Origin of the sequence: Thalassospira australica (genome assembly GCF_000763295.1) — a bacterium.
Lineage (GTDB): Bacteria > Pseudomonadota > Alphaproteobacteria > Rhodospirillales > Thalassospiraceae > Thalassospira > Thalassospira australica.
In genome coordinates this window covers 156,627-182,495 of the sequence record NZ_JRJE01000031.1, presented here as the reverse complement: position 1 = coordinate 182,495, position 25,869 = coordinate 156,627, and the positions used below count along the sequence as shown (strand labels likewise).

General features: G+C 51.4%; 26 protein-coding genes. 14 read left to right on the top strand and 12 right to left on the bottom strand.

Annotated features, from left to right (window positions below):
• Positions 1-10: 10 nt before the first annotated feature.
• A complete protein-coding gene (yaaA, locus tag JF44_RS0113975) occupies positions 11-787 on the bottom strand; it encodes a peroxide stress protein YaaA (RefSeq protein ID WP_033069596.1) in 777 nt (258 codons plus the stop codon).
• 194 nt (positions 788-981) lie between these two features.
• Between yaaA and JF44_RS0113970 the strand changes: the two genes are divergently transcribed.
• On the top strand, positions 982-1,302 hold the full coding sequence (locus JF44_RS0113970) for a peptidylprolyl isomerase (protein WP_033069595.1): 321 nt from the start codon (positions 982-984) through the stop codon (positions 1,300-1,302).
• 86 nt (positions 1,303-1,388) lie between these two features.
• Here the strand turns inward: JF44_RS0113970 and JF44_RS0113965 are convergent, their stop codons facing one another.
• The 3 genes from JF44_RS0113965 to JF44_RS0113955 all read right to left on the bottom strand — a co-directional run bounded on the left by JF44_RS0113965 (position 1,389) and on the right by JF44_RS0113955 (position 3,107).
• A complete protein-coding gene (locus JF44_RS0113965; protein WP_033069594.1) occupies positions 1,389-1,739 on the bottom strand; it encodes a DUF1491 family protein in 351 nt (116 codons plus the stop codon).
• The gene (locus JF44_RS0113960; RefSeq protein WP_238318475.1) at positions 1,740-2,525 is read right to left on the bottom strand and encodes a peptidoglycan DD-metalloendopeptidase family protein; all 786 of its coding nucleotides are present in this window, start codon (positions 2,523-2,525) and stop codon (positions 1,740-1,742) included.
• A 96-nt stretch (positions 2,526-2,621) separates the two neighbouring features.
• Complete coding sequence (locus JF44_RS0113955; protein ID WP_033069592.1) at positions 2,622-3,107, bottom strand: hypothetical protein; 486 nt, start codon at positions 3,105-3,107, stop codon at positions 2,622-2,624.
• 194 nt (positions 3,108-3,301) lie between these two features.
• Between JF44_RS0113955 and JF44_RS0113950 the strand changes: the two genes are divergently transcribed.
• The gene (locus tag JF44_RS0113950; protein WP_033069591.1) at positions 3,302-3,979 is read left to right on the top strand and encodes a DUF599 domain-containing protein; all 678 of its coding nucleotides are present in this window, start codon (positions 3,302-3,304) and stop codon (positions 3,977-3,979) included.
• 73 nt (positions 3,980-4,052) lie between these two features.
• Here the strand turns inward: JF44_RS0113950 and JF44_RS0113945 are convergent, their stop codons facing one another.
• On the bottom strand, positions 4,053-5,240 hold the full coding sequence (locus JF44_RS0113945; protein ID WP_033069590.1) for an MFS transporter: 1,188 nt from the start codon (positions 5,238-5,240) through the stop codon (positions 4,053-4,055).
• A 330-nt stretch (positions 5,241-5,570) separates the two neighbouring features.
• Between JF44_RS0113945 and thrS the strand changes: the two genes are divergently transcribed.
• Positions 5,571-7,508: a threonine--tRNA ligase gene (gene thrS / locus JF44_RS0113940; RefSeq protein ID WP_033069589.1), complete on the top strand. Its 1,938-nt coding sequence runs from the start codon at positions 5,571-5,573 to the stop codon at positions 7,506-7,508.
• 70 nt (positions 7,509-7,578) lie between these two features.
• Here the strand turns inward: thrS and JF44_RS0113935 are convergent, their stop codons facing one another.
• Complete coding sequence (locus JF44_RS0113935; RefSeq protein WP_033069588.1) at positions 7,579-8,319, bottom strand: DUF4126 domain-containing protein; 741 nt, start codon at positions 8,317-8,319, stop codon at positions 7,579-7,581.
• Positions 8,320-8,453: 134 nt separating this feature from the next.
• Here JF44_RS0113935 and JF44_RS0113930 point away from each other — a divergent pair, with 134 nt between their 5' ends.
• The 5 genes from JF44_RS0113930 (at position 8,454) to msrA (ending at position 12,109) form a co-directional block, all read left to right on the top strand.
• Positions 8,454-8,921: a tetratricopeptide repeat protein gene (locus tag JF44_RS0113930; RefSeq protein WP_033069587.1), complete on the top strand. Its 468-nt coding sequence runs from the start codon at positions 8,454-8,456 to the stop codon at positions 8,919-8,921.
• Positions 8,922-9,029: 108 nt separating this feature from the next.
• Positions 9,030-9,425 (top strand): hypothetical protein, encoded by a 396-nt coding sequence (locus tag JF44_RS0113925; protein WP_033069586.1) that lies wholly within the window; start codon positions 9,030-9,032, stop codon positions 9,423-9,425.
• 513 nt (positions 9,426-9,938) lie between these two features.
• On the top strand, positions 9,939-10,976 hold the full coding sequence (locus JF44_RS0113920) for an SPOR domain-containing protein (RefSeq protein WP_156111697.1): 1,038 nt from the start codon (positions 9,939-9,941) through the stop codon (positions 10,974-10,976).
• A 152-nt stretch (positions 10,977-11,128) separates the two neighbouring features.
• Positions 11,129-11,389 carry a hypothetical protein gene (locus JF44_RS20490; RefSeq protein ID WP_162181414.1) on the top strand — a complete coding sequence of 87 codons (261 nt, stop codon included), beginning with the start codon at positions 11,129-11,131 and terminating at the stop codon, positions 11,387-11,389.
• A 75-nt stretch (positions 11,390-11,464) separates the two neighbouring features.
• A complete protein-coding gene (gene msrA, locus JF44_RS0113910; protein WP_033069583.1) occupies positions 11,465-12,109 on the top strand; it encodes a peptide-methionine (S)-S-oxide reductase MsrA in 645 nt (214 codons plus the stop codon).
• Between the two features lie 58 nt (positions 12,110-12,167).
• Here msrA and JF44_RS0113905 read toward each other — a convergent pair whose 3' ends face one another.
• The 5 genes from JF44_RS0113905 to moaB all read right to left on the bottom strand — a co-directional run bounded on the left by JF44_RS0113905 (position 12,168) and on the right by moaB (position 16,848).
• Positions 12,168-12,929: an IclR family transcriptional regulator gene (locus JF44_RS0113905; RefSeq protein WP_033069582.1), complete on the bottom strand. Its 762-nt coding sequence runs from the start codon at positions 12,927-12,929 to the stop codon at positions 12,168-12,170.
• 71 nt (positions 12,930-13,000) lie between these two features.
• Positions 13,001-13,813 carry a hypothetical protein gene (locus JF44_RS0113900; protein ID WP_033069581.1) on the bottom strand — a complete coding sequence of 271 codons (813 nt, stop codon included), beginning with the start codon at positions 13,811-13,813 and terminating at the stop codon, positions 13,001-13,003.
• A gap of 179 nt (positions 13,814-13,992) precedes the next feature.
• On the bottom strand, positions 13,993-15,081 hold the full coding sequence (locus tag JF44_RS0113895) for a methyl-accepting chemotaxis protein (RefSeq protein ID WP_081944453.1): 1,089 nt from the start codon (positions 15,079-15,081) through the stop codon (positions 13,993-13,995).
• Positions 15,082-15,484: 403 nt separating this feature from the next.
• Entirely contained in the window at positions 15,485-16,255 is a 771-nt protein-coding gene (locus JF44_RS0113890; protein WP_033069580.1) for a sulfite exporter TauE/SafE family protein, read from the bottom strand.
• 62 nt (positions 16,256-16,317) lie between these two features.
• Positions 16,318-16,848, bottom strand: a complete 531-nt coding sequence (gene moaB, locus JF44_RS0113885) for a molybdenum cofactor biosynthesis protein B (protein WP_033069579.1) — start codon at positions 16,846-16,848, stop codon at positions 16,318-16,320.
• Between the two features lie 425 nt (positions 16,849-17,273).
• Between moaB and JF44_RS0113880 the strand changes: the two genes are divergently transcribed.
• The 6 genes from JF44_RS0113880 to JF44_RS0113855 all read left to right on the top strand — a co-directional run bounded on the left by JF44_RS0113880 (position 17,274) and on the right by JF44_RS0113855 (position 24,920).
• A complete protein-coding gene (locus tag JF44_RS0113880) occupies positions 17,274-19,226 on the top strand; it encodes an acetoacetate--CoA ligase (RefSeq protein WP_033069578.1) in 1,953 nt (650 codons plus the stop codon).
• A gap of 496 nt (positions 19,227-19,722) precedes the next feature.
• Positions 19,723-20,745 carry an amino acid ABC transporter substrate-binding protein gene (locus JF44_RS0113875; protein ID WP_033069577.1) on the top strand — a complete coding sequence of 341 codons (1,023 nt, stop codon included), beginning with the start codon at positions 19,723-19,725 and terminating at the stop codon, positions 20,743-20,745.
• A 117-nt stretch (positions 20,746-20,862) separates the two neighbouring features.
• The gene (locus JF44_RS0113870) at positions 20,863-22,059 is read left to right on the top strand and encodes an amino acid ABC transporter permease (protein WP_033069576.1); all 1,197 of its coding nucleotides are present in this window, start codon (positions 20,863-20,865) and stop codon (positions 22,057-22,059) included.
• A 1-nt stretch (position 22,060) separates the two neighbouring features.
• Positions 22,061-23,164 carry an amino acid ABC transporter permease gene (locus JF44_RS0113865; RefSeq protein WP_033069575.1) on the top strand — a complete coding sequence of 368 codons (1,104 nt, stop codon included), beginning with the start codon at positions 22,061-22,063 and terminating at the stop codon, positions 23,162-23,164.
• Positions 23,165-23,180: 16 nt separating this feature from the next.
• Positions 23,181-23,966 carry an amino acid ABC transporter ATP-binding protein gene (locus JF44_RS0113860; RefSeq protein WP_033069574.1) on the top strand — a complete coding sequence of 262 codons (786 nt, stop codon included), beginning with the start codon at positions 23,181-23,183 and terminating at the stop codon, positions 23,964-23,966.
• A gap of 135 nt (positions 23,967-24,101) precedes the next feature.
• Positions 24,102-24,920 carry an ABC transporter ATP-binding protein gene (locus JF44_RS0113855; RefSeq protein ID WP_052065984.1) on the top strand — a complete coding sequence of 273 codons (819 nt, stop codon included), beginning with the start codon at positions 24,102-24,104 and terminating at the stop codon, positions 24,918-24,920.
• A gap of 45 nt (positions 24,921-24,965) precedes the next feature.
• On the opposite strand, the gene JF44_RS0113850 is transcribed toward JF44_RS0113855, so the two are convergent.
• On the bottom strand, positions 24,966-25,730 hold the full coding sequence (locus JF44_RS0113850) for a DeoR/GlpR family DNA-binding transcription regulator (RefSeq protein WP_033069573.1): 765 nt from the start codon (positions 25,728-25,730) through the stop codon (positions 24,966-24,968).
• Positions 25,731-25,869: the final 139 nt, after the last annotated feature.

The following is a 25,869-nucleotide window of genomic DNA, read 5'->3' as shown; positions in this document are numbered from 1 at the left end:
ATTGTTATCGTTACTGGTCGTGAACGCGAGTGAACACCCACTCGGTCTCGGTCGACAGGTCGCTCTGATAGTTGTACCCGTCGATATTGAATTTCTTGAGGTCTTGCGGGTCTTCGAGGCGATTGTCAATCATGTAACGTGCCATCATGCCACGTGCACGCTTCGCAGAAAAGCCAACAACCTTCGCCGCCCCGCCTTTGACTTCCTTAAAGATCGGTGTAACCACCGGGCCATCCAGCAGCTTGGTTTGTACCGATTTGAAATACTCGTTTGACGCAAGATTGATCAGGCTACGGTCTTTGTGGCCATCGGTGATTGTGTTGATTTCATTAGAGATTTTGTCACCCCAGAACGCATAAAGATCCTTGCCCCGCGGATTGGCAAGCCGGGTGCCCATTTCAAGACGATAAGGCTGCATCAGATCACGCGGTCTTAGCAACCCGTAAAGGCCCGACAACATCCGGAAATGATTTTCGGCCCAATCAATGTCATCTGCCTTCATGGTATCGGCATCAAGGCCGACATAGGTGTCGCCACGAAATGCAAAAACTGCAGGCTTGGCATTGGATCGGTCAAATGGCTGTGAGAAATGCTGAAAACGTTGGTAGTTCAAATCGGCCAGATTTTCACTGATCCCCATTAGCTTCATCAAATCGCTGCGGCTTTTTTTCCGCGCAACTTCAATAAGTTCTTTGGTGTCTTCCAGAAATGCAGGTTGAGAAACGGCCATTTCTGGCGCGTCCGTTTCAAAATCCAGTTTCTTGGCCGGGGACACAACAGCAAGCATCAATCTGCCTCTTCTCTTTCATCTCGGATCATTTTGTCGTAACAAGCCACAAGGCATGGACAATGTCTAGGGCCCAAGCCCATGTACAGGAGTATACGTCTGTACATGGGTTTGGACCCTTGGCGTTACCCATAAACTTCCAATCTTGCAGAAAATCCGTCACGCGCAAGTGCTGACGGAGGAAAGGACCAGTAATGAGTGAACAAGTTCGCGCATCGCACATTCTTCTGATGTATGCCGGTTCGGCACGTTCGACCGCCACCCGTACCAAAGAAGAAGCTTTGACTGAAATCAATGCCCTGAAAGAACAGGTCGCAAACGGTTCCGATTTCGCAGAACTGGCAAAAGCCAACTCTGATTGCCCGTCGGGCCAGCAGGGCGGCGATCTTGGATTCTTTGGCCGTGGCATGATGGTTCCGGAATTTGATGCTGCTGCGTTCAACATGGACGTCGGGGCGACCTCTGACGTGGTTGAGACCGATTTCGGTTACCACCTGCTGCAGCGCACCGCGTAATCTGACGCTCGCGCATACCGCAGACGATTAAAGGCTGGCACATTGTTGCCAGCCTTTTTCTTTGCGAGCGTTGTTATAAGAATCGTCTAAAAATCGACAACCGGTGCATCAAGCTCATACTGGGATTTATGGTCTTCGATCTCCAGTACCCAGACATCGGGATCAAACCCGACCTGTTTTCGCCAGTATTCATCACAGGCAAATTCGGTTTCCCGGCCGCCATCCGCCCCCCCTGCAACAAGCATCCAGCCAAGATCTCCATCAAGGGTCGTTACGCGGGAATAGACAAAACATCCCGCGCCAAACCGGTTGAGCTTCAATAGAACGGCCCCCGCATCTTCATTACCCTTGTGCGCGACCATTGCCGTGATCAGATTGGACTGGCAGATGGCAATCTGCCCACGCACCCACAGACCAGCTTTCAAGCGAGGTTGCATTCAGCCCCCTTTCCGACTTGCGGCGACATTTTCTGGCATTTGCAGGATCAGGTTCGGGTCAGGACAGATGCTTGTCCAGATATCCCACTCAGACGGTTTTGCTGCCCCGAAATAGTCCCCTTCTCTGCCCAGCATGTCGAAAATGATCTGGAAATGCAGATGCGGGATCCAATCACCGTTGATTGGGAAATCGCCAAACTGACACAGTAAATCACCGGCTTTGACCTCTTTGCCCTTATATAGGTTATCCAGCGACTGGCGGCTCAGATGACCATATAACGTGAAGAAGCGAATATTGGGTGCCGGATCATGCTGCAAAATGATCGTCGGTCCGTAATCCAGATGAAGGTTGTTGTCAGCAAAGCTATGAACCACACCGTCAAGCGGCGCAAATACCGGCGTATATGCCGGGGCAAACAGATCAATGCCAAGATGCTGGCTTCTGGCTTCACCATCATTCTTGAATTGATCAGACTGATAGCAAACACGGTCTTCGCGATATCGACCAACCCCGACCGGGGCATTAGCGTCTGCCAACTGCTGCCACATGATTTCCGTCTGTCGTGCCGGATCACTGGTGCCGCCAATAACGACATCGCCATCGGCTGAAAAGTCATAAACGATCTTTGGACATGTCTTTAGATCGCATTCCATAACCGATTTAAAGCTATCTGCATAATCAGTGAGCCATTGACGAAGAGCGATTGCCTGTTCCACCGGCTCAAGCCCCTGTTGATGGCGTTCATGGTAGGTCTGAAGTCGTTTGATCGCATTGGTTGGCATCATGGCAGTCACGGCGCTGGCTCCGAAACAGAAAAAGGCAGGGATCAATAACCCTGCCTTTTACCTAAATGATATTCTGCACGATCGGCAAGCTTTGGCTTACCAGTTGGTGACTTCGTACTCGCACGACACATCGTTATCATCGGTATCGGTCAATGCGACCGTAAGACGGCGCATCTGCGGGTTGAAGCGTTTGATGAAGTTCAAAAGCAGAAGCGCTTCTTCGGAAAGTTCGCCTGCATCGTCGTCATCTTCATCAAGTTCGCACAGCTCAACCAGCTCAAGGAACAGCGCGCCAAGTGCACGTTTGACGTCTTCGCCACCTTTGAGGCCGCCGGTCAGCTCGCCAAGTGGACCAAGATCAATTTCTATCTTGCGCAGGTTTGCGCTCATTTGGTCAATGGCGTCTTCATCCAGGACCATTTCGGCAGCAATCATGTGGGTGCCGACTTCATTGAGGTTCATGAAACCAATGAACTCGAACAGATCGTCTTTGGTCCGACCCTCCGCCAGTAGTTTTTCAGTGTGCGCTTCGAATTCTGCGAAATCGATATCTTCGCCGAGATCGTTCTCTAGATCGCTCATGTCGCTCTCCAATCAAAATTTGCGCTGCTGATACTCTGGATTTCGGGAAAACTCAACCCGGACTGCTAACATGGCCATCTGCTATGCATACACAACATCACCAAAACGCACCTAACCAAAGAAGATTGCGAAGCATAGTGCAATGTCACTAGGATTAGAAGAATACAGCACAACCGGCTTTGGATGGATCAGTTATGCCCGCCTTTTCGCTTCTTGATGTTACTGCAATTTGTTGGGCGTTTGCCTGGTGGGTTGGTTATACGCTGTTTGCCGATGCCAGTTCACGGCGGCGTAATTCCATTTCCGCCCATATGGCGCGCAATCGTCATCGCTGGATGGAACAGATGCTTAAACGTGACATTCGGATGGTCGATACTGCCATCGCCGGCAACCTGATTACCGGGATCAGTTTCTTTTCATCGACCACCATACTGGTGCTGATCGGTCTGGTGGCGCTTTTGGGATATACCGACAAGGCAATTGAAACCGTCGCAACCCTGCCCTTTGCCGCCGTGACCACAGCGGGTGTGTGGGAATGCAAGGTCGTATTGTTGATCGTGATCTTTATTTATGCGTTCTTTAAATTCACATGGGCCTTCAGGTTGTCAAATTATTGTTCGATCCTGATCGGTGCTGCACCAGAAGCAACTGCACCAGAGGCCGCCCGCGCAGCCGCCCGCGCGTCGCGTATGAGCATGATGTCGGCACATAATTTCAACCGCGGCATTCGGGCCTATTTCTTCGCGCTGTCAGCATTGGCATGGTTCTATCACCCGGTTGCATTCATCATCTGCGCAACCTGGGTGACGCTGGTTCTTTACAATCGGGAATTCAGATCACACGCTCTGGATATTCTGAGCGGTCATCATTGATCTGAATTAACTTCGAAACACAAAAAGGGCCGCAGAATCGGCCCTTTTTCGATATCAGTGCTACTGTGTACGATCAGGCGGCCAATGTTCTGCGGCGAATTGCGAACGTCGCAACAATCAGCAACACCAGGGCAACTGGTAATGCTGCACTGTAAAGCAATATCTCCCAGCCCGAGCCAGCATAGATCGTACCTGCCGAAAGTGACGCCATCGCAACCGTACCAAAGACCGCGAACTCATTAATCGCCTGCACGCGGGCCTGCTCGGAAGAACGGTAGTTTTCCGTCAGAAACGTCGTTGCGCCAACGAACATGAAGTTCCAGCCAACACCCAGCAAGACCAGCGACACCCAGAAGTTCCCCATAAGGTCCTGCCCGGATAGCCCAACAGCAAGGCAGACAAAGTTCAACAAGGCCCCTGCTTGAATGATTTTAAGAGCGCCAAAACGCTTGATCAGATTGCCGGTAAAGAACCCTGGCGCATACATGCCGACCACATGCCACTGGATGATGAAGGCAGCATCGCCAAACGCGTAATCACAATCAAGAATTGCCAAGGGGGTTGCCGTCATCACAAAGCTCATGACTGCATATCCAAGCGCCCCGGCAATGATTGCAACAATCACAGCAGGCTGACCCATTACTGTTTTTAGCGGGCGCGCGGGTTCTGCGTGTTTGTGCCCGCGCATGTCAGGCAAGCGGAGCTGACCAATTGCAATGATCAACAAGACCTGCAAGCCAATCAGCGCAACGAAGGTTCCAAGGAACGGCACCGTTTCAAACCAGTCACGGGCAAAACTTGCCAAATTGGGACCGATAAAGGCCGAGGCCAGACCACCAAGCATTGTGTAGGAAATCGCACGTGCACGAAATTCCGGTGGTGCAGCCTCTGCCGCAGCAAAGCGGTACTGCATGGCAATGGCATTGCCCGCCCCGATACAGGCGCAAGCAGCACACAGAAGCCAGAAATTGCTGTAATACACCGCACCCATGCCCGACACCGCCCCCATCATCGCGATGCAGGCACCCGTCCAGAATCCGAATTTCCGGCCCATTTTCGCCATGATAAGCGCCGAAGGTGCCGTCATCGCCATCATGGCAATCATCATGCAGGCAACAGGTAGTGTTGAGAGAGACTTATCAACTGCCAACGAATAGCCGATCACGGCGGCGACCGTAAAAATCAAGGACATAGCACTTGCAGAAAGTGCGACGCACAGGCTTAAGAACATTATGTTCCGGCGGACTTCCGGACTGGACATGTGGGGCTCCCGTAAGATGGCGGTGGTGGCGCCGAATTGATTTGGGCTTGTATCTTGCTCTACAAGTTTCTCTTGTTATATTGGTTGTTCACATATCGGGATAGTATCAATGCACGGCATTGCCGACAAAATGTTGAATATCACACAGGTCGCTGCGCGCTCGAACAGCAGCGCGGGCAAATGTGCTGTCCCGAAAGTCGCTTTTTTCAAAGAGCGAACTTGACCTCATCCTGAAATTCCTTTTCTTGTGCATTTACCCCGCGTAAACATGCGGGTCTTATATGTGCATTACCGAATTGTGCCCGCAGTTAAAGCAGAGTTGAACCAACCATGATTGCCCTGACCCTTCCCGATGGCGCCGTACGCGAATTCGACGGCCCCGTATCGGGTTTCGATGTCGCCAAAAGCATCAGTTCTTCGCTGGCAAAGAAATCCTTTGCCATCATCGTCAACGGTGAAGTGCGCGACCTTGCGCGTGAAATTGACACTGACGCGACTATCGAAATCGTGACAAAGGGCCATCAAGAGGTTCTGCCGCTGATCCGTCACGACTGCGCACACGTCATGGCAGAAGCCGTGCAAGAGCTTTATCCCGATACGCAGGTCACGATTGGCCCGTCGATCGAAAACGGCTTCTATTATGACTTTGCCCGTGAAACGCCGTTCACGCCGGACGATCTGGTCAAGATCGAAAAGCAGATGCACAAGATCATCGAACGCAACGAACCGATTGTGCGCGAAGTCTGGGATCGCAACGAAGCCATCAAGTTCTTCCTTGAGAAGGGCGAAAAATACAAAGCTGAGATCATCGAAGACCTGCCGGAAACGGAAACCATCACCTGCTATCGCCAGGGCGATTTCATTGACCTGTGCCGTGGCCCGCATGCGCCGTCCACCGGCAAGATTGGCAAGGCCTTTAAATTGATGAAGGTGGCTGGTGCCTATTGGCGCGGCAATTCCGACAATGAGATGCTGCAGCGGATTTATGGCACGTGCTGGGAGAACAAGGACGACCTTGATGCCTATCTGCATATGCTTGAAGAAGCAGAAAAGCGTGATCACCGTCGCCTCGGCCGTGAAATGGACCTGTTCCACATGCAGGAAGAGGCCCAAGGGTCGGTCTTCTGGCATGACAAGGGCCTGAAGCTGTATCGCAAGGTTGAGACCTATATCCGTGATCGTTTGGATGATGCCGGGTATCAGGAAGTCCGCACGCCACAGCTTGTGGACCGTGTACTTTGGGAAAAATCGGGTCACTGGGAAAAGTTCCGCGAGAACATGTTCACCACCACCCCGGATGACGACGATCCGGAAAAGGTTCTGGCCCTTAAGCCGATGAACTGTCCGTGTCACGTGCAGATTTTCCGTCTCGGCAGCAAATCATACCGTGATCTGCCGCTTCGTATGGCCGAATTTGGCTGCTGTCACCGCAATGAACCGTCGGGTGGTTTACATGGCATCATGCGTGTCCGTCAGTTCATTCAGGATGATGCGCATATCTTCTGCACCGAAGACCAGATCGTTTCGGAAACCAAGATTTTCTGCGATCTTTTGAAATCGGTTTATAAGGACTTTGGCTTCACCGACATCCTTGTCAAATTCTCCGACCGCCCGGAAGTCCGAGCCGGATCGGATGAGATTTGGGACAAAGCTGAAACCGCGCTTCGCGAAGCCGCCGAAGAAGCTGGTCTCGCACTGGAAGTCAATCCGGGTGAAGGGGCATTCTATGGCCCGAAACTTGAATTCGTTTTGCGTGACGCGATTGGCCGTGACTGGCAGTGTGGTACGCTTCAGGCCGACTTTGTTCTGCCGGAACGTCTGGATGCGTCCTATATGGGTGAAGACGGCGAAAAGCATCGCCCGGTTATGCTGCACCGTGCGATCCTTGGATCACTGGAACGTTTCATCGGCATTCTGATTGAAAACTATGCTGGCCGCCTGCCGCTTTGGCTGTCGCCTGTTCATGCGGTCGTCTGCACGATCACCAATGAGGCCGACGATTACGCCAAAGAGGTCAAGGCCGCGCTGGAAGCCAAAGGCCTGACGGTTGAGCTTGATACCCGTAACGAGAAAATCAACTACAAGGTCCGAGAACATAGCCACGCCAAGGTTCCGATGATCCTTGCCCTTGGCAAACGCGAAGCCGAAGAAAAAACCGCTTCTGTGCGCCGCATCGGCTTCAAGCATCAGAAAACCTTTGGCATCGAAGAACTCGGCGACGCAATGGTCACCGAGATCCGTGATCGGGTGATCGAAGCAGACTTCTGATCAATTCGACACCTCACCAAACGGCCAAAGCCCGCAAGTCAAATGCTTGCGGGCTTTGGCTTTTGTGCGTTTAACGCGGAGGCAACTTGGGATCACTTCCTGGCAAAGAGGATTGCTGATCCACCCCGCTTAAACTGATTTTGTCAGTATTGCTGCCCCGGGTCGGGTCATAACCCGCCCCTTGATAGGCTTTGGCCTGCCCATAGGCCGCCGCCGGATGACGGGCATTGCCAAACACCTGCCCGATAAAACGCCAGATTTTGGGCACCAGCCACACCAACAACAGAATAAAGAGCGCAAACAGCACGAAAAACACCACCGGATGAAACACGACAGTGTAAAGCGCACCAAAGACAGCCACATCCTCTGCCACGGAAGCAATGCTGTTGGTGACGGGTTCTGGTGATGTATTGATCGCAGCACGGCTTCCGGCCTTGGTGAAATGACTGCCCGCAGCAATTGTCCCTCCAACAAGCAATCCGATTGCCGTTTGAACTTCGTCGCCCAACCCGGCATCAAGGCCACCCATTGCGCCCGCTGCAAGCAATGCGCCTGCAGGAATGCGGATGAATGTGTGAATGCCATCCCAAATGCTGTCGACGATGGGAATTTTGTCCGCAACGAATTCGATCAAATACAAAAACATTGCCAGTGCAAGCACCCACCAACTGGTAAGTATTTGAAGTTCTGGTGGTAAATCCAGCAGGCCAAAATTGTCCATCATGCCAAGAATAACCACGGTACCATAAAGGTTTACCCCGCTGGCCCAGGCACCGCCCATCCCCAATGCAAGTGTCTCGATTACTCCCAAGGAAAATGCCCTTTCATTGACATGTTTTTCACCAACAAGTGACTAGGAAAACCTTTCAGTTGTGATAAATCACACATTCAGATTTTCCCAACGCACGTACTATTGGCATGTGACGATCAAGGAAAGGTACGACGATGACCCTCACTGGTGAAACCCCAAAATTGATCAAGGCTTTCGCAGTCCTGATGTTTCTTGCCAGCCCTATGGTTGCGACCAATGCGCTGGCAATGGGAAGTTCAGATACCTGGAGTTCCGATGGCACCGACCTTTCCGCCGTATCCGAACTGGTTGATACCGGCATGTATGACATGGCGATCGACAAGGTCGAAAACATGCTGAAAGACGATCCAGACAATGCGGATCTCTATAACTATCTTGCCTATAGCCAACGGAAACTTGGCGATTTTGACAGTGCCGCACAGAACTATGAACGCGCGTTGATGATCAATCCGGAACATTTGGGGGCGCTGGAGTATCAGGGTGAACTGTTCCTCCAAACCGGCAAACCGGAAATGGCCCGGGAAAATCTGGCGCGATTGGCGCAGGTATGTGGCACCGACTGTGACGAGTACAAAGAACTTTCAGGTAAAATCACCAACTGACTCCTCAGCGAACCAAACAGCATAGAAAAATATTCGTCAGAATAGGTTTTCAAATTCGCACAATAGCGCCATATGTCTGCGGCAGGTAATTTGGAACTGGGATGAGTTATGTCTGACGCGATCATGAAAAAGAGCTACACCGTGATGTGTGTACGCTCCACCGGTCAGCAAATGGAACTGGAAACGGTGTCGGACTATGCCGCCGCTGTTAATTCCGCGAAAGAGGCTCTTACCAACGCCAAGAACACCGAAATCCGGGTGATCGAAAACAAATATGATCAGGCAACCCGCAAAGACAAAAAGCAGGTTGTCAAAATCCTTACCCGTGAAAGCACGCAAGGCGCGTCTGGTAGCGGTAGCAGTGGTGCACGCCGTGGCCCCAAAAAACCGGCGGTGACACGTGAAGTTGCAAATCAGGCAACCAAAGGCATTATCAACATTGTTATTGCGATCACCGTGCTGGTTCTTCTGGCGGGGATTATGGTCCCGTTGATCATGCGCTAATCCCGGGTTGCGTCGCCCAAACGCCCGCCGTGCGAGTTCCGCCAAACAGTCCCCGGTTTGCTTATCTCTCTGATATTTGAGTGTGCTTGACAGTATCCCAACTGCTTGCAACAGTTGTTTTTGTGTCTTGGCGCAGATATAACTTCCGCTTAAATAACGATAATCAGGTGAAGCGTGAAAATCAGGTTTGCGACAACCAAAAGAAACCCCCGATCCAAACGGGTATGGTTAACTGCCGCAGCTATCCTGCCGCTTCTTACGGCCTGTAGCACGGATGATTTGTCGGGTCTCTGGTTTGGAAATTCATCAGGCGCGCAAGAACCCACTTCCGTTGCCAATACCGCACAAAGTGCCGCCGACAAGGCTAATTTTGACAAAGCAGCGTGTGGACTGTTTTTCGGACAACACAGCCAGTATTCAGAGGACAACAAACAGTCCGGCGATACACCTGTTGATGCGATTTCGTTAGAAGGAACGCCGCAGGAAAACTTACTTCAAGCCATTACGTATGACATGAACGGCGACTACGCTCATGCGCGCAAACTTTATGTATGGCTTACGGCAACACCACCGGACTTAAAGATTAACCTTGATTGCGGACAAGGTGTGAAATTATCGGGCAGTATCAATAGCTTGGCCCAACGCCGCCTTGTCGCGCTTGATACCGCCTCACCTGAATTTGCACGATCCGCCGAAATCGACAGCGTTGTCGCGTCAGCGACCGTCGCACCCGGTCCTGAATTACCAGACCCGCCGCAAGTTGAACGTGATCGTCGTTTTTATGAATCTGGCGGCGTGGTAGAGGCTGACCCTGAAGACAGTACAAGTCCAATTGTCCGCATGGAAATGGAAGTCAGCGAGAATACCGCAACACTCACAAGCGTTGATCGCCGCACGGTCGCTACCGGGACTGCTGCAACGGCTGCGGCATCGCAACCTTCTGCCCGCCAAAAAGACAACGCTCTGTTACCAAACACCGCTTCGGTGCCTGACGAAGCCCCTGCACCTGTCCCAGTCCCACACGCGGAGCCGACACGTCCGGCTCTGACGGCAGAAGTTGCGACCATTTCAGGTGATTCTGCCTCGTCTGAACATAGTGGTACGATTGTAGATGCAAACTCACGGCCCATTGAACAGGGCAACCTGGACATCAAGGACCCTGCCCCTACGCAGCCCATGATCGAGTTACCGATTACATCCACGTCGGGTGCTTCCAACCCGACCACACCTAAACCCGCAAATTCAATGCCAGCACCACCAGTTGCCGAGACGTCACCATCGGCCCAAACAGGCGCACCCTATTATGCGGTGCAACTTGCCGCATACCGCTCACGCGGACGCGCAGAAGGTGCATGGGGAAAGTTCCAGTCTGCTTCTGGCGGAATACTGGATTCCGCCTCTCACGAAGTGGTCAGCATTGCGATTGAAGGAAAGGGTCTGTTCTTCCGCCTACTGACGGGGAACTATGGTTCGTCTGCTGAGGCAACCCGGGCCTGCAATGCGCTGAAAGCGGCTGGCACAGATTGTTTGGTCCGACGCGTTACCCCTTAAGCCGGTTTCTGTTCGATGTCGCCATTTTGTGCGAACGCATCAATCCTTCCGGACGTGTTTTTTGCCCATGCCGGCGCACGAACCCGGGCATCTTTGCCAAAAGGTATTCTATTCTGGCGTTGTGACGATAATAGCGCCAACGCAGATGCTGAATGAAGCGCCGCGTTCTTTTTGATCCTGCCGCAAGCAGCGGGACGCCAATTGCGATAAACACCATTCCAAAGAATGGCGGCGGCAACGGCAAGAACATCAATCCAACGAGCAGACAGATTGCCCCTGACACCATCAGCATGATTGATTTCAAATGCCTTAGCTTGCGCAACGCCATGCCTATTGACCGGTTAAACCGAACTTTGATGCCAATTATCCGGTGTCCTTTCGGCGCTGCCAAAAGAATGTTCAAAGACATTTGATCAACACGGGAATTGATATTGTGCGTGTCTGGAGTACATTGCACTCAAGAACACAACATATCGCAGGAATTACCCATGTTCTCCGTGCTGAAATCCGACAAACCAAAGATGCCGACAGCAGACACCGCCCTCCCCGGACGGGATGAAGCGATTCCCGTTGCTGATGTCAATATCGTGACCGGTAATCCCATGACCGGCCCCTTCCCTGAAAATCTGGAAGTTGCCGTGTTTGGCATGGGATGTTTTTGGGGGGCAGAACGCCTGTTCTGGCAAGCAAACGGCGTCTACACCACTGCTGTTGGCTATGCTGGCGGACACACCAAGAACCCGACTTATCGTGAGGTTTGCAGTGGCATGACCGGCCATGCCGAAGTCGTTCTGGTCGTTTATGATCCGAAAGTAACTACCTATTCGGCACTATTGAAGCTGTTTTGGGAAAGTCACGACCCGACCCAGGGCATGCGTCAGGGCAATGATGTCGGCACTCAATACCGGTCGGCCATCTACACCTATGACACCCAGCAGCTTGAAACGGCGACCAAATCACGCGATGAATATAATGCCGCGCTGAAAGCCGCTGGTCAGGGTGACGTAACGACCACAATCACTGAAGCACCAACCTTCTTTTATGCTGAAGATTTCCATCAGCAGTATTTGCACAAAAATCCCGACGGATATTGTGGCTTGGGCGGTACTGGTGTTTCCTGCCCGGGAATGTAAGGCCTTTGTGATCAGCGTGACCAAGACACGCTGATCACCCGAATACCCGAGCACATTATCATACAGGCTTGCCGCCATATTCACGGCTAAGATCGGCACAGACCCGACGCACTTTTAGGCCAAGCTGTTCAATCTGATCATTTGGAATGCGTGCAGCCGGCCCCGAAAGGGACAAAGCCGCAATGGGCGCGCCTGTTTCATCACGCACAACACCCGCAACACATCGCAAACCAACGGCATGCTCTTCATCGTCAAGGGCATAACCGCGTTGGCGTGATCGTTCCAGATCCTTTGACAGTGCATTTTCGGTTGTCAGCGTACGATCCGTTATCTTTGGCAGTCCATGCTGCGTTACGACGGAATGCAATTCTTCTTCTGGCAAAAACGCCAGTAACGCCTTGCCAACACCGGAACAATGCATCAAGGCCCGACGTCCCGGTGTAACCAATGCACGCATCATCTTGCGGCATTCGACCTGTGACAGGAAAATCACTTCCCCGCCGTCTGCAACAGCCAGATTAACCGTTTCACCACTGTCTTCCATCAGTGCGCGCATATAGGGACGCGCAATCTGACTGAGGTTACGATTTTTGGTAAAGGCGTTTCCGACGCTAAATGCCTGCACACCGACGAACCAAAGAGTGCGTTCGCCGTCAAACGAGACATAGCGTTCATGTTGCATGGTGGTCAGCAACCTGTGCGCCGTCGATGGCGGCAATTTCACCTGTTGGGAAATTTCGGTCAGAGTCATCCCGTCGTCGCTTTCGGCGAGTGCGTTCAGAATGCTAAGAGCCCTGACCAGTGACTGGACTTGCTGCATGCAGCTACTTCTCCCTGAAGATGGTCAACGTGGTCGACCATTATGTTCTGTTGTAACTGAATGTTAGGAGATCAACCGTCTGCTTGCACGGACTTTTGGCGCATCCAGACCAAAGTGGAATAACTGACCAGATAAACAGTTGCGGCCCCAAAGGCACAAAGCGTCCCCCAACCAAGGCCAAGAACGGGATAACCAAGGGTCACTGCAAGTATGTAAACCCATAATGCCCCCATCCCGCGTGGAAAGTTTCTGATCAGGGTGTGAACAGGTTCTGCCCCGTAGGTGAAATGCAAGATCAGCATCATCGGATACAGCGTGACTGGGAAACCAGATAGCAGCCCCGACCAGCGTGGACCGATCCAGGCAGCCAAACCACTAATGACTAGAACAATGACCGCAGCAAGGGCAGCACGCAGCATTACCACCCACTTGGTCAGCCGCACACGGTTAAGAATGCGCACATTCTCGATTTTACGAAACAGAACAAGTGCTACAAAAATCGCGATCAACAAAACGACTGCTGCTATCGGCAAACTTAAGGCAGCCAGCTGGAACACCCAGGATACAGCCAAAAACCCGGTAAATGCGCCGCATGAGCTCAGAATGATTTGAACAAGAACCGGCAAACTGACGGATATTTTCGACACCAGAAAATAGACGTACAAAAATGTAAGCGTCGCGATCAATCCCGGAAGCGCGTATACCGCGCTCTCGCTGGCAAAGGTGATGCCCTGCTCGATCGCGATGAAATACAGCAAGATGGCGGTCCCCAGAGGATATCCCGACAACACCCCGGCTACACGTGGTCCTGCGCGCTCGGCCAAGACCGAAAGCCCCAACACTGTCGCGATAGAGACGGCAATCTTCGCGAGTATCAATTCCATCCAGCCAGCCTCCCCAAGCAAACGCCACACACAATGACATTTTACCAACAAAATGATTGCACAACTAAAGGGTTTACAATGAATGGACAAGCACGAACCACCTTGCAGTGGTTCACATAAGCAGAACGGGCACCGTTGCGGTGCCCGTTACGTTTGCGATCTTGTATTGTGTCTGAATACTATACAGCAACCCTTTGTCGCTGAAACAGGTCTTCGGCCCGCTGAACAGTCGCCCGATTGCCGACATTTGCAAGACGTGATGCAGGTTTTTGAATGATTACACCGCGCCAGCCTAGCCCGGCATATGTTTCGTAGCCAGGGGTGAGTGCATGGGCAACGATTGTCTCATCTTCCAGAAGATAAGCGCCCTTTTCCTCTTTGTCATGACGAAGCGCCATATATTCCCCCAAACGTACCATGCGATCCGATGAAGCAATAATCTTGAAGTCACGATCGACGATCATAATCGTTGTCCGTTCGCGCTCTTCGGGCGGCAGGCTGATGGAGTTAACCACGGACTCTGCCTGATCTTCCCAATCAAAGAAGATCCCCATCGCCCCGACGATCTCGCCGTCCTCTTCCCCACCGGCCCGTACCGCCGTGGCATAGGTCGCAACCGACTTTCCGCCCAAAGCATCATTGATTTCGATATCCGCGACGGCATATTCGCCACCGTTTCGAGTTGCCATTGCCTGACGGAACCATTCCTTTTGGCTGACATCTGAACCAATTGCGCTGTAACGGTCCGGACGGCCATTGGCAATAACTCGACCGTTCTTGTCAGCCACCCAAAGGTCGAGATAAACGGTGTAGGAATCAAGTATCACGCCAAGGCGTTTGCACGCAAAGTTACGTGCCGTTTCGTCAGCAAGCGCATCACAGCCCTGCACGACCGCACTATCTGTCGCCCACCAGCGAACATCACAACTTCGCTCATAGAGGTTACGGTCGATCAACTCGATGACATATAAAGCAAGATCAGAAAGCCTTGAGCCGCGTACAGTTTGTGCTGTTGTGCGAAGCTCGGCCACTTCATCAACAAACAGGTCCTGCAGTTCGTTGGCAATTGATGTGATTTTCTGGGAAATATTGGTGACTTCATTTGCAACGACGGCGAAACCCCGTCCTGCCTCCCCGGCGCGCGAGGCTTCAATCAAGGCGTTCATTGCAAGCATTTTGGCGGTTTTGGTAACATTCTGAATTTCGTTAACTTTGGCTGTCGTTAAGTCCGACATGTTCGTAGCAGCGTTCAGAATTCTCTCAGGCATGTTGGCTGTCCTCTTTTTTTATCCCTCAGCCAAATCGTGGTCGCCTGCCCGCCTTAAATCATTAGTTATTTTTAATGAACATACATATTAGTGTTATATTAAATGACAAAGAAACCAATACGTTAGGTTAGTTTATCGAAATAGAATAGGTATTATTCCAGAATAGAACAAATCTCTTAAGTAGAACAACTTACTACTTTAGTTCAGTTCGTCACACCCTTTTGTATATATACTGCGTATATTAGACGCCGACTTAAATCATTTCTTCTCGAAAATATTTTCTGGAAAACAGAATATTATGCGATTCGAAGCCGCAATTTCCGGGTCGCCGGTTCTGTTTTGTCGATTTTCGGCACGTATTTTGGCAGATTATTCGCCTGACCCCGAACACGCTGTTTGCGCATCAACCAGTGACAAACAATGTGACTGCATCAAACAACAGCTTAACCCCGGTTATAAATAGAAGCACATAACATACCCGGTAGAACCAGGCTTCACTGACCTTGTCATGGGCCCACAAACCAAGCCACGTGCCAAACAGCGCAAGCGGAACGAACAACAGCGATGTTCCAAGATTTGATGCATCAAACTGCCCAAGCATCGCATAAGGGATCAGTTTGACGTAATTTACGACAATGAAAAACATGACAGTCGTTCCAACAAAGATCGACTTGTCTAATTTCTGCGGCAGCAAATACACGGAAACCGGTGGCCCCCCGGCATGCGCCACAAAGCTGGTGAAACCTGCCAAAGCACCAAGCACTGTTCCCTTGCCTATTTTTCCCGGCCCAGGATCACCGGCCGCCTTTCGGCCACGCAGCCAATGGTCGAGGGTGAATATGATCGCGATCAAGGCAATGATCAGTTTCACGGCTGCTTCATTAAGGTAACTAAACGAAACCGTTCCCACCAGAATGCCAAGCAAGGCAGCAGGAACCAGGATTTTCATGTTTCGACGATCCCAGCGTTTGCGATACGCCCAAACATTTGCAATATCCATCAGGCAAAGGATCGGCAACATGATCGCCGCTGCCGCCTGCGGCGAAACGGCCAATGCCATCAACGGGACAGCAACGACACCTAGTCCGCCACCAAAACCGCTTTTTGATACCCCGGCAATCAGTACAGCCGGAATGGCAACAGCATAGAAAAACGGATCCGAAATAAACTCCATCGGATTTTCTTATCCTTTTAGACGAGGGACAGGGTTGGGCGGATCGAACCGGACGCGTGAAGTCAGGTTTCAAGAAGCCGTGGCATCAGTTCGACAAAATTGCACGGACGATGACGAATATCGAGTTGATATTGCAGGATTTCATCCCAGGCATCCTTGCACGCACCTGTCGAGCCGGGAAGCGCAAACATATAGGTTCCCTGACACACACCTGCTGTCGCACGTGACTGAACAGTAGATGTGCCGATTTTCTCATACGAGATCCACCGGAACAATTCCCCAAAACCGGGAATTTCCTTTTCATAAAGCATGCGGTGTGCCTCAACCGTCACGTCGCGCCCGGTGACACCTGTTCCGCCTGTGGTAATGATCACGTCGACATTTGGATCGGCACACCATGCCCCGAGCTGTTTGCGCAGGGCGGCCTGGTCATCAGGAAGGATTTGTCGTTCAAAAACCCGGTGGCCCTTCTCAACGATCCGTTCGGCAAGAACCTCACCAGAGGTATCATTATGCATATCACGGGTGTCACTTACGGTCAGGACCGCAATGTTGATTGCGACAAACGGCTTGCTTTCATCAATCCCCGCCAAGACGGCCTCCAGATCATTTCAAGGTGATGCAACAAACTAGTATGGCTTCAAGAAGGTGCAAGCGTTTAATATGTTTTGCGGTATTAACCACGGACAATCCGAATCATGAACAATCAAAAACTGGACCATTTTTGATATTTTATTAGCAGAAACCTCTAGCAACAGCCTTCACAAACCCAATAATTTTTTCTCATATCCGTTACCAATTTTATCACTATAAAACAGTATATTACATTTGTTATTTAAACTTATTTGGAAATAAATTTTGCTCAATTGGTATTACCAATAATGCACTTCACCGTCTCTTCACTTGCCGGTGTTTATTTTTGCCCTTAGAAAAATGGTAGAGAAATACCAAATTGGCACCCGCGCAAATGAGGTGCTGGCTCTGATCATTACATTTGGCAGGAAACGAAGGACCCATCATGAGCGACTTGCTTTGGCAACCGACGAAGGAACGTGTTGAAAATGCAAATGTCACCCGCTTTCGCGAGTGGGTAAACGCAAAGTACAGCCTGAACCTTCAGAGCTTTACGGCGCTCTATGACTGGTCTGTTTCAGACATTGAACGCTTTTGGCCAGCAATCATCGAATATACCGATCTGAAAGCAGAAACCTGGGGAGATCGCGTACTTGTCGATGGCACGAAAATGCCAGGTGCTCAGTTCTTTCCCGACGCCCGCCTGAACTTTGCGGAAAACCTGTTGGTTCGCGATGATGATTCTGATGCCCTCATCTTCTGGGGCGAGGACAAGGTCAAGAACCGTCTTTCGTGGGCAGAGCTAAACATCGCAGTTTCCAAGTTCTCGCAAGCGCTGCGCGCCGAAGGCGTTGGCAAAGGTGACCGGGTATGTGGCTACATGCCTAATATGAACGAAACCGTCATCGCGATGCTTGCCACGGCGGCAATTGGGGCGGCCTGGTCTTCCGCCTCCCCCGACTTTGGCGTTCAGGGCGTTGTCGATCGCTTTGGGCAGATTGAACCGTCGGTCATGATTACGGTCGACGGATATCACTACAATGGCAAACAACATGACATCCGTGAAAAAGTCCGTGATGTCGTTGAGCGTATCGATAGCCTCAAAAGGGTTGTGATCGTCAAATATGCCTTTGACGGGGCAAACACTACCGACATCAGAAACGCGGTAGGATATGACGATTTCCTTACCCCGTTCCGGACCGAAAAAATTGCCTTCGAGCAGGTCGAATTCAATCACCCGCTTTATGTGATGTTTTCGTCGGGAACGACTGGCAAACCGAAATGCATCGTTCACGGTACTGGCGGGACGTTACTTAAACAGGTTTCAGAGCACGTTCTGCATTGTGACGTCGCCCACGGCGATAGAGTATTTTACTTCACCACCTGTGGCTGGATGATGTGGAATTGGCTGATGGCCGGGTTGGCGACAGGCGCGACCCTGATGCTTTATGACGGATCCCCGTTCTATCCCAATGGCAACATCCTGTTTGATTACGCCGATGCCGAAGGCATGACCCTGTTTGGGACATCCGCAAAATATATCGATGCCTTGGCGAAAGCTGAACTCAAACCGCGCGAAACTCACAACCTGTCAACGGTCCGTGCGATGACCTCGACCGGATCACCATTGGCGCCGGAAAGCTTTGATTACGTCTATCGTGACATTAAGGAAGACATCCATCTGGCATCAATTTCCGGTGGGACCGATATCCTTGGGTGTTTTGTTTTGGCATCCCCTGTTCTGCCGGTTAAACGTGGCGTCATCCAGACCCGCGCCCTTGGCGTTGCTGTTGACGTTTTTGATGACGACGGCAACCCTGTGCGCAACGAGAAAGGCGAGCTGGTTTGCACCAAGCCCTTCCCGTCCATGCCTGTTGGGTTCTGGAATGACCCTGACGGATCCCGATACCACAGCGCCTACTTCGATCGGTTCGATAACATCTGGTGCCATGGTGATTATGTTGAGCTTGATGATGACGGCGGCATGGTGATCTATGGCCGATCAGACGCAACGCTTAACCCGGGTGGTGTGCGCATCGGCACGGCAGAGATTTACCGACAAGTTGAAAAACTGCCCGAAATTCAGGAATCGATTGTTATTGGTCAGGACTGGGATAATGACGTCCGGGTGATCCTGTTTGTTGTGCTACGCGAAAATTACACATTGGATACCGCGCTTGTCGACAAGATCAAGAAGCAGATCAGAAGCAACTGCACCCCGCGCCATGTGCCGGCAAAAGTCATTGCGGTTGCCGATATCCCACGCACCAAATCTGGTAAAATCACCGAACTCGCCGTCCGAGACGTTGTACATGACCGACCTGTTAAAAATCAGGAAGCACTTGCGAACCCGACGGCACTTGAACTCTTTTCCAACCTTGCCGAACTGAAAAGCTGATCTTTGAATACCCCGCCTGAACTGGCGGGGTATTTGTTTTGATGCGCGCCCATCACGATAGATTGCGATGAACCGATTCCGAACAGCGATTCCGATTCCGCATTGCAGCGATGATTGAATTTTGCACAGTGCAAACATATGCATATTTTTTCACCACACAGCCAGTTTAGGCGAAAAAAAGTTCGTGCAAACTCAAACCTCAAACCTGCTCGGCAAAGGAATACCGGTACCCAATTGAATATAAACAATAAAACTCACATTGTATAAAATATTTAAGTGCCGATTTGATGGCTATAAACTTAGAAAAAAGCTTAATTTTCTGCCGATTTGACCTGCACGGGCATTGCCCAAAATTTTTCACACTTGACACATGGTGGCCTAAAATTTCTTAATTTGACGGTCCGATCTCGGTTGGACGAAATAGATATGCGTGTGTGCATATCTAGGGTGGCACAAAAGCTAAAAACAATGCTTTGCTAATAAGGGAGCTCATCTTATGAAAATCCAAACGATCCTTGCCGCTGGCGCAATGACGGTTGCTGCCGTTGCCGCACAGAACGCACAGGCTGGTGCTGTGCTTGACGGCATCAAGGCCAAAGGTTTCGTTCAGTGTGGTGTGAACACCGGTCTTCCGGGTTTCTCTGCAGCCAATGCAGAAGGCCAGTGGGAAGGTATTGACGTTGATGTTTGCCGTGCGACTGCTGCTGCACTGCTCGGCGACGCAAACAGCGTTCAGTACACCCCGTTGACCGCCGCACAGCGCTTCACGGCCCTGCAGTCAGGTGAAATCGACATTCTGTCGCGTAACACCACTGCAACCACCACCCGTGACGCAAAACTCGGTCTGACTTTCGTTGGCATCAACTATTATGACGGTCAGGGCTTCCTGATCCCGAAAGCTTTGGGCGTTTCCAGCGCAACCGAGCTTGACGGTGCGACCGTTTGCGTTGAGCCGGGCACCACGACCGAGCTGAACCTTGCTGATTACTTCCGCGCCAAAGGCATGTCCTTCGAGCCGGTCGTTATCGAAAACATCAACGAAGCAACTGCCGCCTTCTTCTCTGGCCGTTGTGACGTGTACACCACCGATGCTTCGGGTCTTGCTTCCATCCGTACGCAGATGGCTGAAAACCCGGATGACTATGCAATTCTGCCGGAAATCATTTCCAAAGAGCCGCTTGGCCCGGTTGTCGCCCAGGGTGACGAGCAGTGGTCGGACGTTGTTCGTTGGGCTTTCACCGCGATGATTGAAGCAGAAGAGTATGGCGTCACCATGGAAAATGTTGACGACATGAAAGCAAACAGCACCAACCCGGGCATCCAGCGTTTGCTGGGCGTAACCCCGGGCATGGGCGAAGCGCTTGGTCTCGATGAAGCTTGGGCATACAACATCATCAAGCAGGTTGGTAACTATGGCGAAAGCTATGAGAAAAACGTTACCGCAAAGCTGGGCCTTGAGCGTGGTCTGAACGCTCTGTGGACCGATGGTGGCCTGCAGTATGCATGGCCGGTTCGCTAATCACTAGCTAGCCGATAGCCAAAACCTACGAAGCTCCGCCCCACTGCCTGAACGCATGGGCGGAGCTTTTCGTTAGGTGCTTGCTGATTTTGGATACAATCTACACCTGAGGGTCATATGAGTAAGCCTCAAAATGTCCCGGGGAATGTTCGTTCCAAGGGCCTCGTCGATTACCTGAATGACGAAAATGTTCGTGCGGTACTTTACCAAATTGTCGCGATCGGACTGATCATTCTTGCGGGCTGGTACCTGGTGTCCAACACCTTGTACAACCTTGAACAACAGAACATTTCTACCGGTTACGGTTTCCTCGATCTCGAAGCTTCTTTCGAGATTAGTGAAACCATGATCGACTACAGTGCCAAGAGCGATTACGCCACGGCACTTTTGGTTGGTCTCCTGAACACTGTGAAGGTGTCCTTCCTTGGTATCGTCCTTTGTACGATTATCGGGATCATTTTCGGCATCGCACGCCTGTCGTCGAACTGGATCGTTCGTAAACTGGCCACTGTTTATGTCGAAACCTTCCGTAACATTCCGGTTCTTCTGCAGCTATTCTTCTGGTACGCGCTGATTCCCGGAGCATTTCCGCATCCACGTGACGCGCTTGAACCGTTGCCTGGTGTATTGCTGACATCGCGCGGCATGTACCTTCCCGTTCCAATGGCTGATACTGCTTTCACCATGATGGGGATTGCTGCAGTCATCGCCTGCGTTGTAATCTATTTCGTCAAGAAATGGGCCAAGAAACGTCAGGATGCGACAGGCCAGCCTTTCCCGATGTTCCTTGCCGGGCTTGGCATTTTCGTTGGTTTGGTCTTGCTGGCGTATCTTGCTGGTGGCGCCCCGACCGACATGAGCATGCCGGAACTCAAGGGCTTCAACATTCGTGGTGGCTATAACATCTCGCCAGAGTTCATGGCCGTTCTTATCGGCCTTACGGTTTATACCTCGACCTATGTTGCCGAGGTTGTTCGTTCTGGTATTCAGGCTGTTCCAAATGGCCAGTGGGAAGCTGCAGACAGCCTTGGCATCCGGCGCACGGTTGCACTTCGCAAGGTTATCCTGCCGCAATCGATGCGCGTTGCAATTCCGCCACTCACCAACCAGTACCTTAATCTGACCAAAAACAGCTCGCTTGCAGTTGCGGTCGGCTATCCGGATCTGGTTTCTGTTTCCAACACAACCATGAACCAGACAGGTCAGGCGATTGAGGCGATCTCGATCTTCATGTCGATCTATCTTGGTTTGTCCTTGTTGACCTCGCTCTTTATGAATTGGTTCAACAAGAAAATGGCATTGGTGGAGAGGTAACATGTCAGAAAACGCAAAATCACCTCCTCTTCCAACCGGCACCTTTATGGAACGTGCCGTCACCTGGTCGAAAAAGAACCTGTTTGACGGATGGTTCAATACCATCCTGACGCTTGGTTCAATCGCGTTCATCCTTTGGCTGGTGCCGCCGCTGGTTGAATGGGGCATCGTGAATGCGACGCTTGCACCATCCATCGAAAGCTGTAAAGAGGCCACAGGCGCATGCTGGGGCTTTGTAAATGCCAATTTGCGGCTGATCCTGTTTGGGACCTATCCGTTTGATGAACAGTGGCGTCCGCTTCTGGCCATGATCATTCTGATGGGCATCATTTGCGGCAGTCTTGGCGGCGTTAAATACGCCGGCGTGCGTAAATGGATCATCCCGATGTGGGTCATCGGTGTTCCGATTATCTGTATCTTGATGTGGGGCGGTATTTTTGGTCTTACCTATGTGCAGAACAGCTATTGGGGCGGTCTTCCGCTGACGCTGATCCTGTCTTCTATCGGTGTGATCTTTGCCTTCCCGTTCGGGTTGCTTCTTGCCCTTGGTCGTCAGTCCAACATGCCGGCAATTAAAACCGTCTCGGTGGTTTACATCGAAGTTATCCGTGGTGTTCCGCTGATTACGGTTCTGTTCATGGCATCTGTGATGTTCCCGCTGTTCCTGCCGGATGGCGTGACCATTGATAAACTGTTGCGTGCACAGATCGGCATCATCCTGTTTACAGCTGCTTACCTTGCCGAGGTATTCCGTGGCGGTCTTCAGGCAGTACCACGTGGTCAGTTTGAAGCAGGCGACAGCCTTGCACTGTCTTATTGGCAGTCAATGCGGCTGATCGTTCTGCCACAAGCACTGCGCCTAGTGATTCCGCCAACTGTGAACAGCTTTATCTCCATGTTCAAGGACACCACGCTGGTCGTTATTATCGGCCTGTTTGACTTCCTTGGCACGGTGAAGCTGGCACTTCGTAGTGACCCGGCCTGGACCAAGTATTATGTCGAGGGCTATGCCTTCGCCGCGGCAATATTCTTCCTGATCTGTTTCTCGATGGCGAAATACTCCGCCTATCTGGAAAAAGAGCTTCGCAAAGGCGAACAAAGGTAAGGAGTGAGGATTTACAATGACTGTAGCAACTGAAACCACTACCGGCGCTGTGCCCTCTCCTTCCGAGGAAGACGTCATCGTCGTTAACAAGATGAACAAATGGTACGGCAATTTTCATGTCCTTCAGGACATTGATCTTACTGTACGCAAAGGTGAACGGATCGTGATTTGTGGCCCGTCAGGCTCTGGCAAATCGACCTTGATCCGTACGCTCAATCGCCTTGAAACCTATCAAAGTGGTGAAATCACCGTAAATGACATCCTGCTTGGCGATGATATTAAGAATATCGAAGCCGTTCGCCGCGATGTCTGCATGGTGTTCCAGCACTTTAACCTGTTCCCGCACATGACTGTGCTTGAAAACCTGACTTTGGCGCCGATCTGGGTTCGCAAGATGCCCAAGAAAGAAGCCAAGGATCTGGCTATGCACTATCTTGAACGTGTGCGGATTGCGGAACAGGCCCTCAAGTTCCCCGGCCAGCTTTCCGGTGGTCAGCAGCAGCGTGTGGCAATTGCCCGCTCGCTCTGCATGCAGCCGAAAATCATGCTGTTCGATGAGCCGACCTCGGCACTTGACCCGGAAATGGTCAAGGAAGTTCTCGACGTGATGGTCGAACTTGCCAAGGAAGGCATGACAATGCTTTGCGTAACCCACGAAATGGGCTTCGCCAAAGAGGTTGCTGACCGCGTGATCTTCATGGATGCAGGTCAGATCGTCGAGATGGCAGGTCCGCAGGAATTCTTTGATAACCCGAAAAGCGACCGTACAAAGCTGTTCCTCAGCCAGATTCTGTCGCACTAAACGATTATCAATCTATCAGACTTGTGCAAAACGGCCCCATTTACGGGGCCGTTTTCTTTTTTGTGAAAATGATCCTTGCCCCGGATCAATCAATTGCCGAAACTCAGCCAAACCCGCTTATAAACCGGAATGCAAATGACCGCGCCCTTATCCCGTTCTGATACCCACCCCGCCTTTATTTCTGTTGAGAACCTCAGCAAACGGTTTGGTGACAAATACGTCCTTGAGGACGTCAACCTGCACCTGCCCAAGGGTGAGACTATGGCAATTATCGGCCCCTCGGCCGCCGGGAAAAGTGTTCTGATGAAATGTCTGGTCGGGATTTATGGTGCGGATTCCGGGCACATATTCCTTGAGGGTGACGATGTCAGTCAAACCAACGCACCTAAAAGGTTCGAATGGGCCGAACGTATTGGCATGCTGTTTCAACATAATGCGCTGTTTGACAGCCTCAAGGTTTGGGAGAATATCTGTTTTCGCCAAATTGAGCTTGGCACCATGTCGCGTAAAGCAGCCAAGGAACACGCAATTGATTTACTCGGTCTTGTTGGATTAGCAACGGAAAGTGCCGACCTTACGCCCAATGACCTTTCTGGCGGGATGCAAAAACGCGTTGGGGTGGCACGGGCGATCTCGACCGATCCATCTGTTCTGTTGCTGGACAATCCAACAGCAGGCTTGGACCCGGTGCTTTCCAACCATATCGAACGCATAATCGGCAAAATTGCTGAGCAGCGCGGAACCACCGTCATTTCGATCACCAATGACATGCAGATCGCCAGAACCCGTTATCAAAATCTGATGATGATGCATGACGGCAAGGTATATTGGTCAGGAAAAACGGCAGATATTGATGAAACGCACAACGCACATCTGACGCAGATGCTAAATGGTTCTTCGCACGGTCCAATTACGATGCGAACCGGCAAACGCGAAGACCACGTCTATAGCTAGAACGCAGTCGGGTCACCCCCTGCCCCTATCCAATCTTGAGGCCGCTTAGTTGGCGGTATAGACCGAGACGTCCGCATCGCGAATAACATCTGACCATACCGGACCTGGATGACGATCGGTAAACAGGGCATCGATTTCAGAAAGATGACCAAGGCGCACCATCGCCCGGCGGCCGAATTTCGACGCATCCGTACACAGGAAGGTTTGGCGCGCATTGGAAATGATCGCGCGCGCAACACGGACTTCGCGATAATCGAAATCCATCAGACTGCCATCTTCATCCACCCCGGAAATCCCGACAATCGCATAATCAACCTTGAACTGGTTGATGAAATCGATGGTTGCTTCGCCAATCACGCCAAAGTCGCGCTGTCGGACGACACCCCCGGCAATGATGACTTCAAACCCCTGATTTGCGGCACAAATTTCGGCGACATGCAGGTTGTTTGTGATGATCTTCAGGCTTTTATGCCCCAACAGAGCGTGGGCAACTTCCTCATTGGTGGTGCCGATATTGATAAAAAGGGATGCGCCTTCGGGAATATGTTCTGCAACCAGTTTTGCGATCTCGCGCTTACTGCCAAGGTTTAAAACCTGACGGTCGGTATAGGCGGTGTTTTCAGTGGTCGAAACACTGGCTGCGCCACCGTGATAGCGGGCAATCAGCCCCTCTTCGGCCATTTCATTGATATCGCGTCGAATGGTTTGCGGCGTTACAGAAAAATGTTCGGCAAGGGTATCGATGGTCATAAAGCTGTTGGACGCCACAAGTTCCAAAATCTCGCGACGGCGTCGATCCAGTTTACCCATGCCTCTCTCCTTCTGCGGTCTATTTTCATCTTGTCTAAAAAATTTTCATTACCGATCAAAATGCTTTCTATTGGTTCGTTTGGCAACCCTTGTCCAAAGAAATAACCACCGTCATCATCACAATCATCAAGGTGGCCGT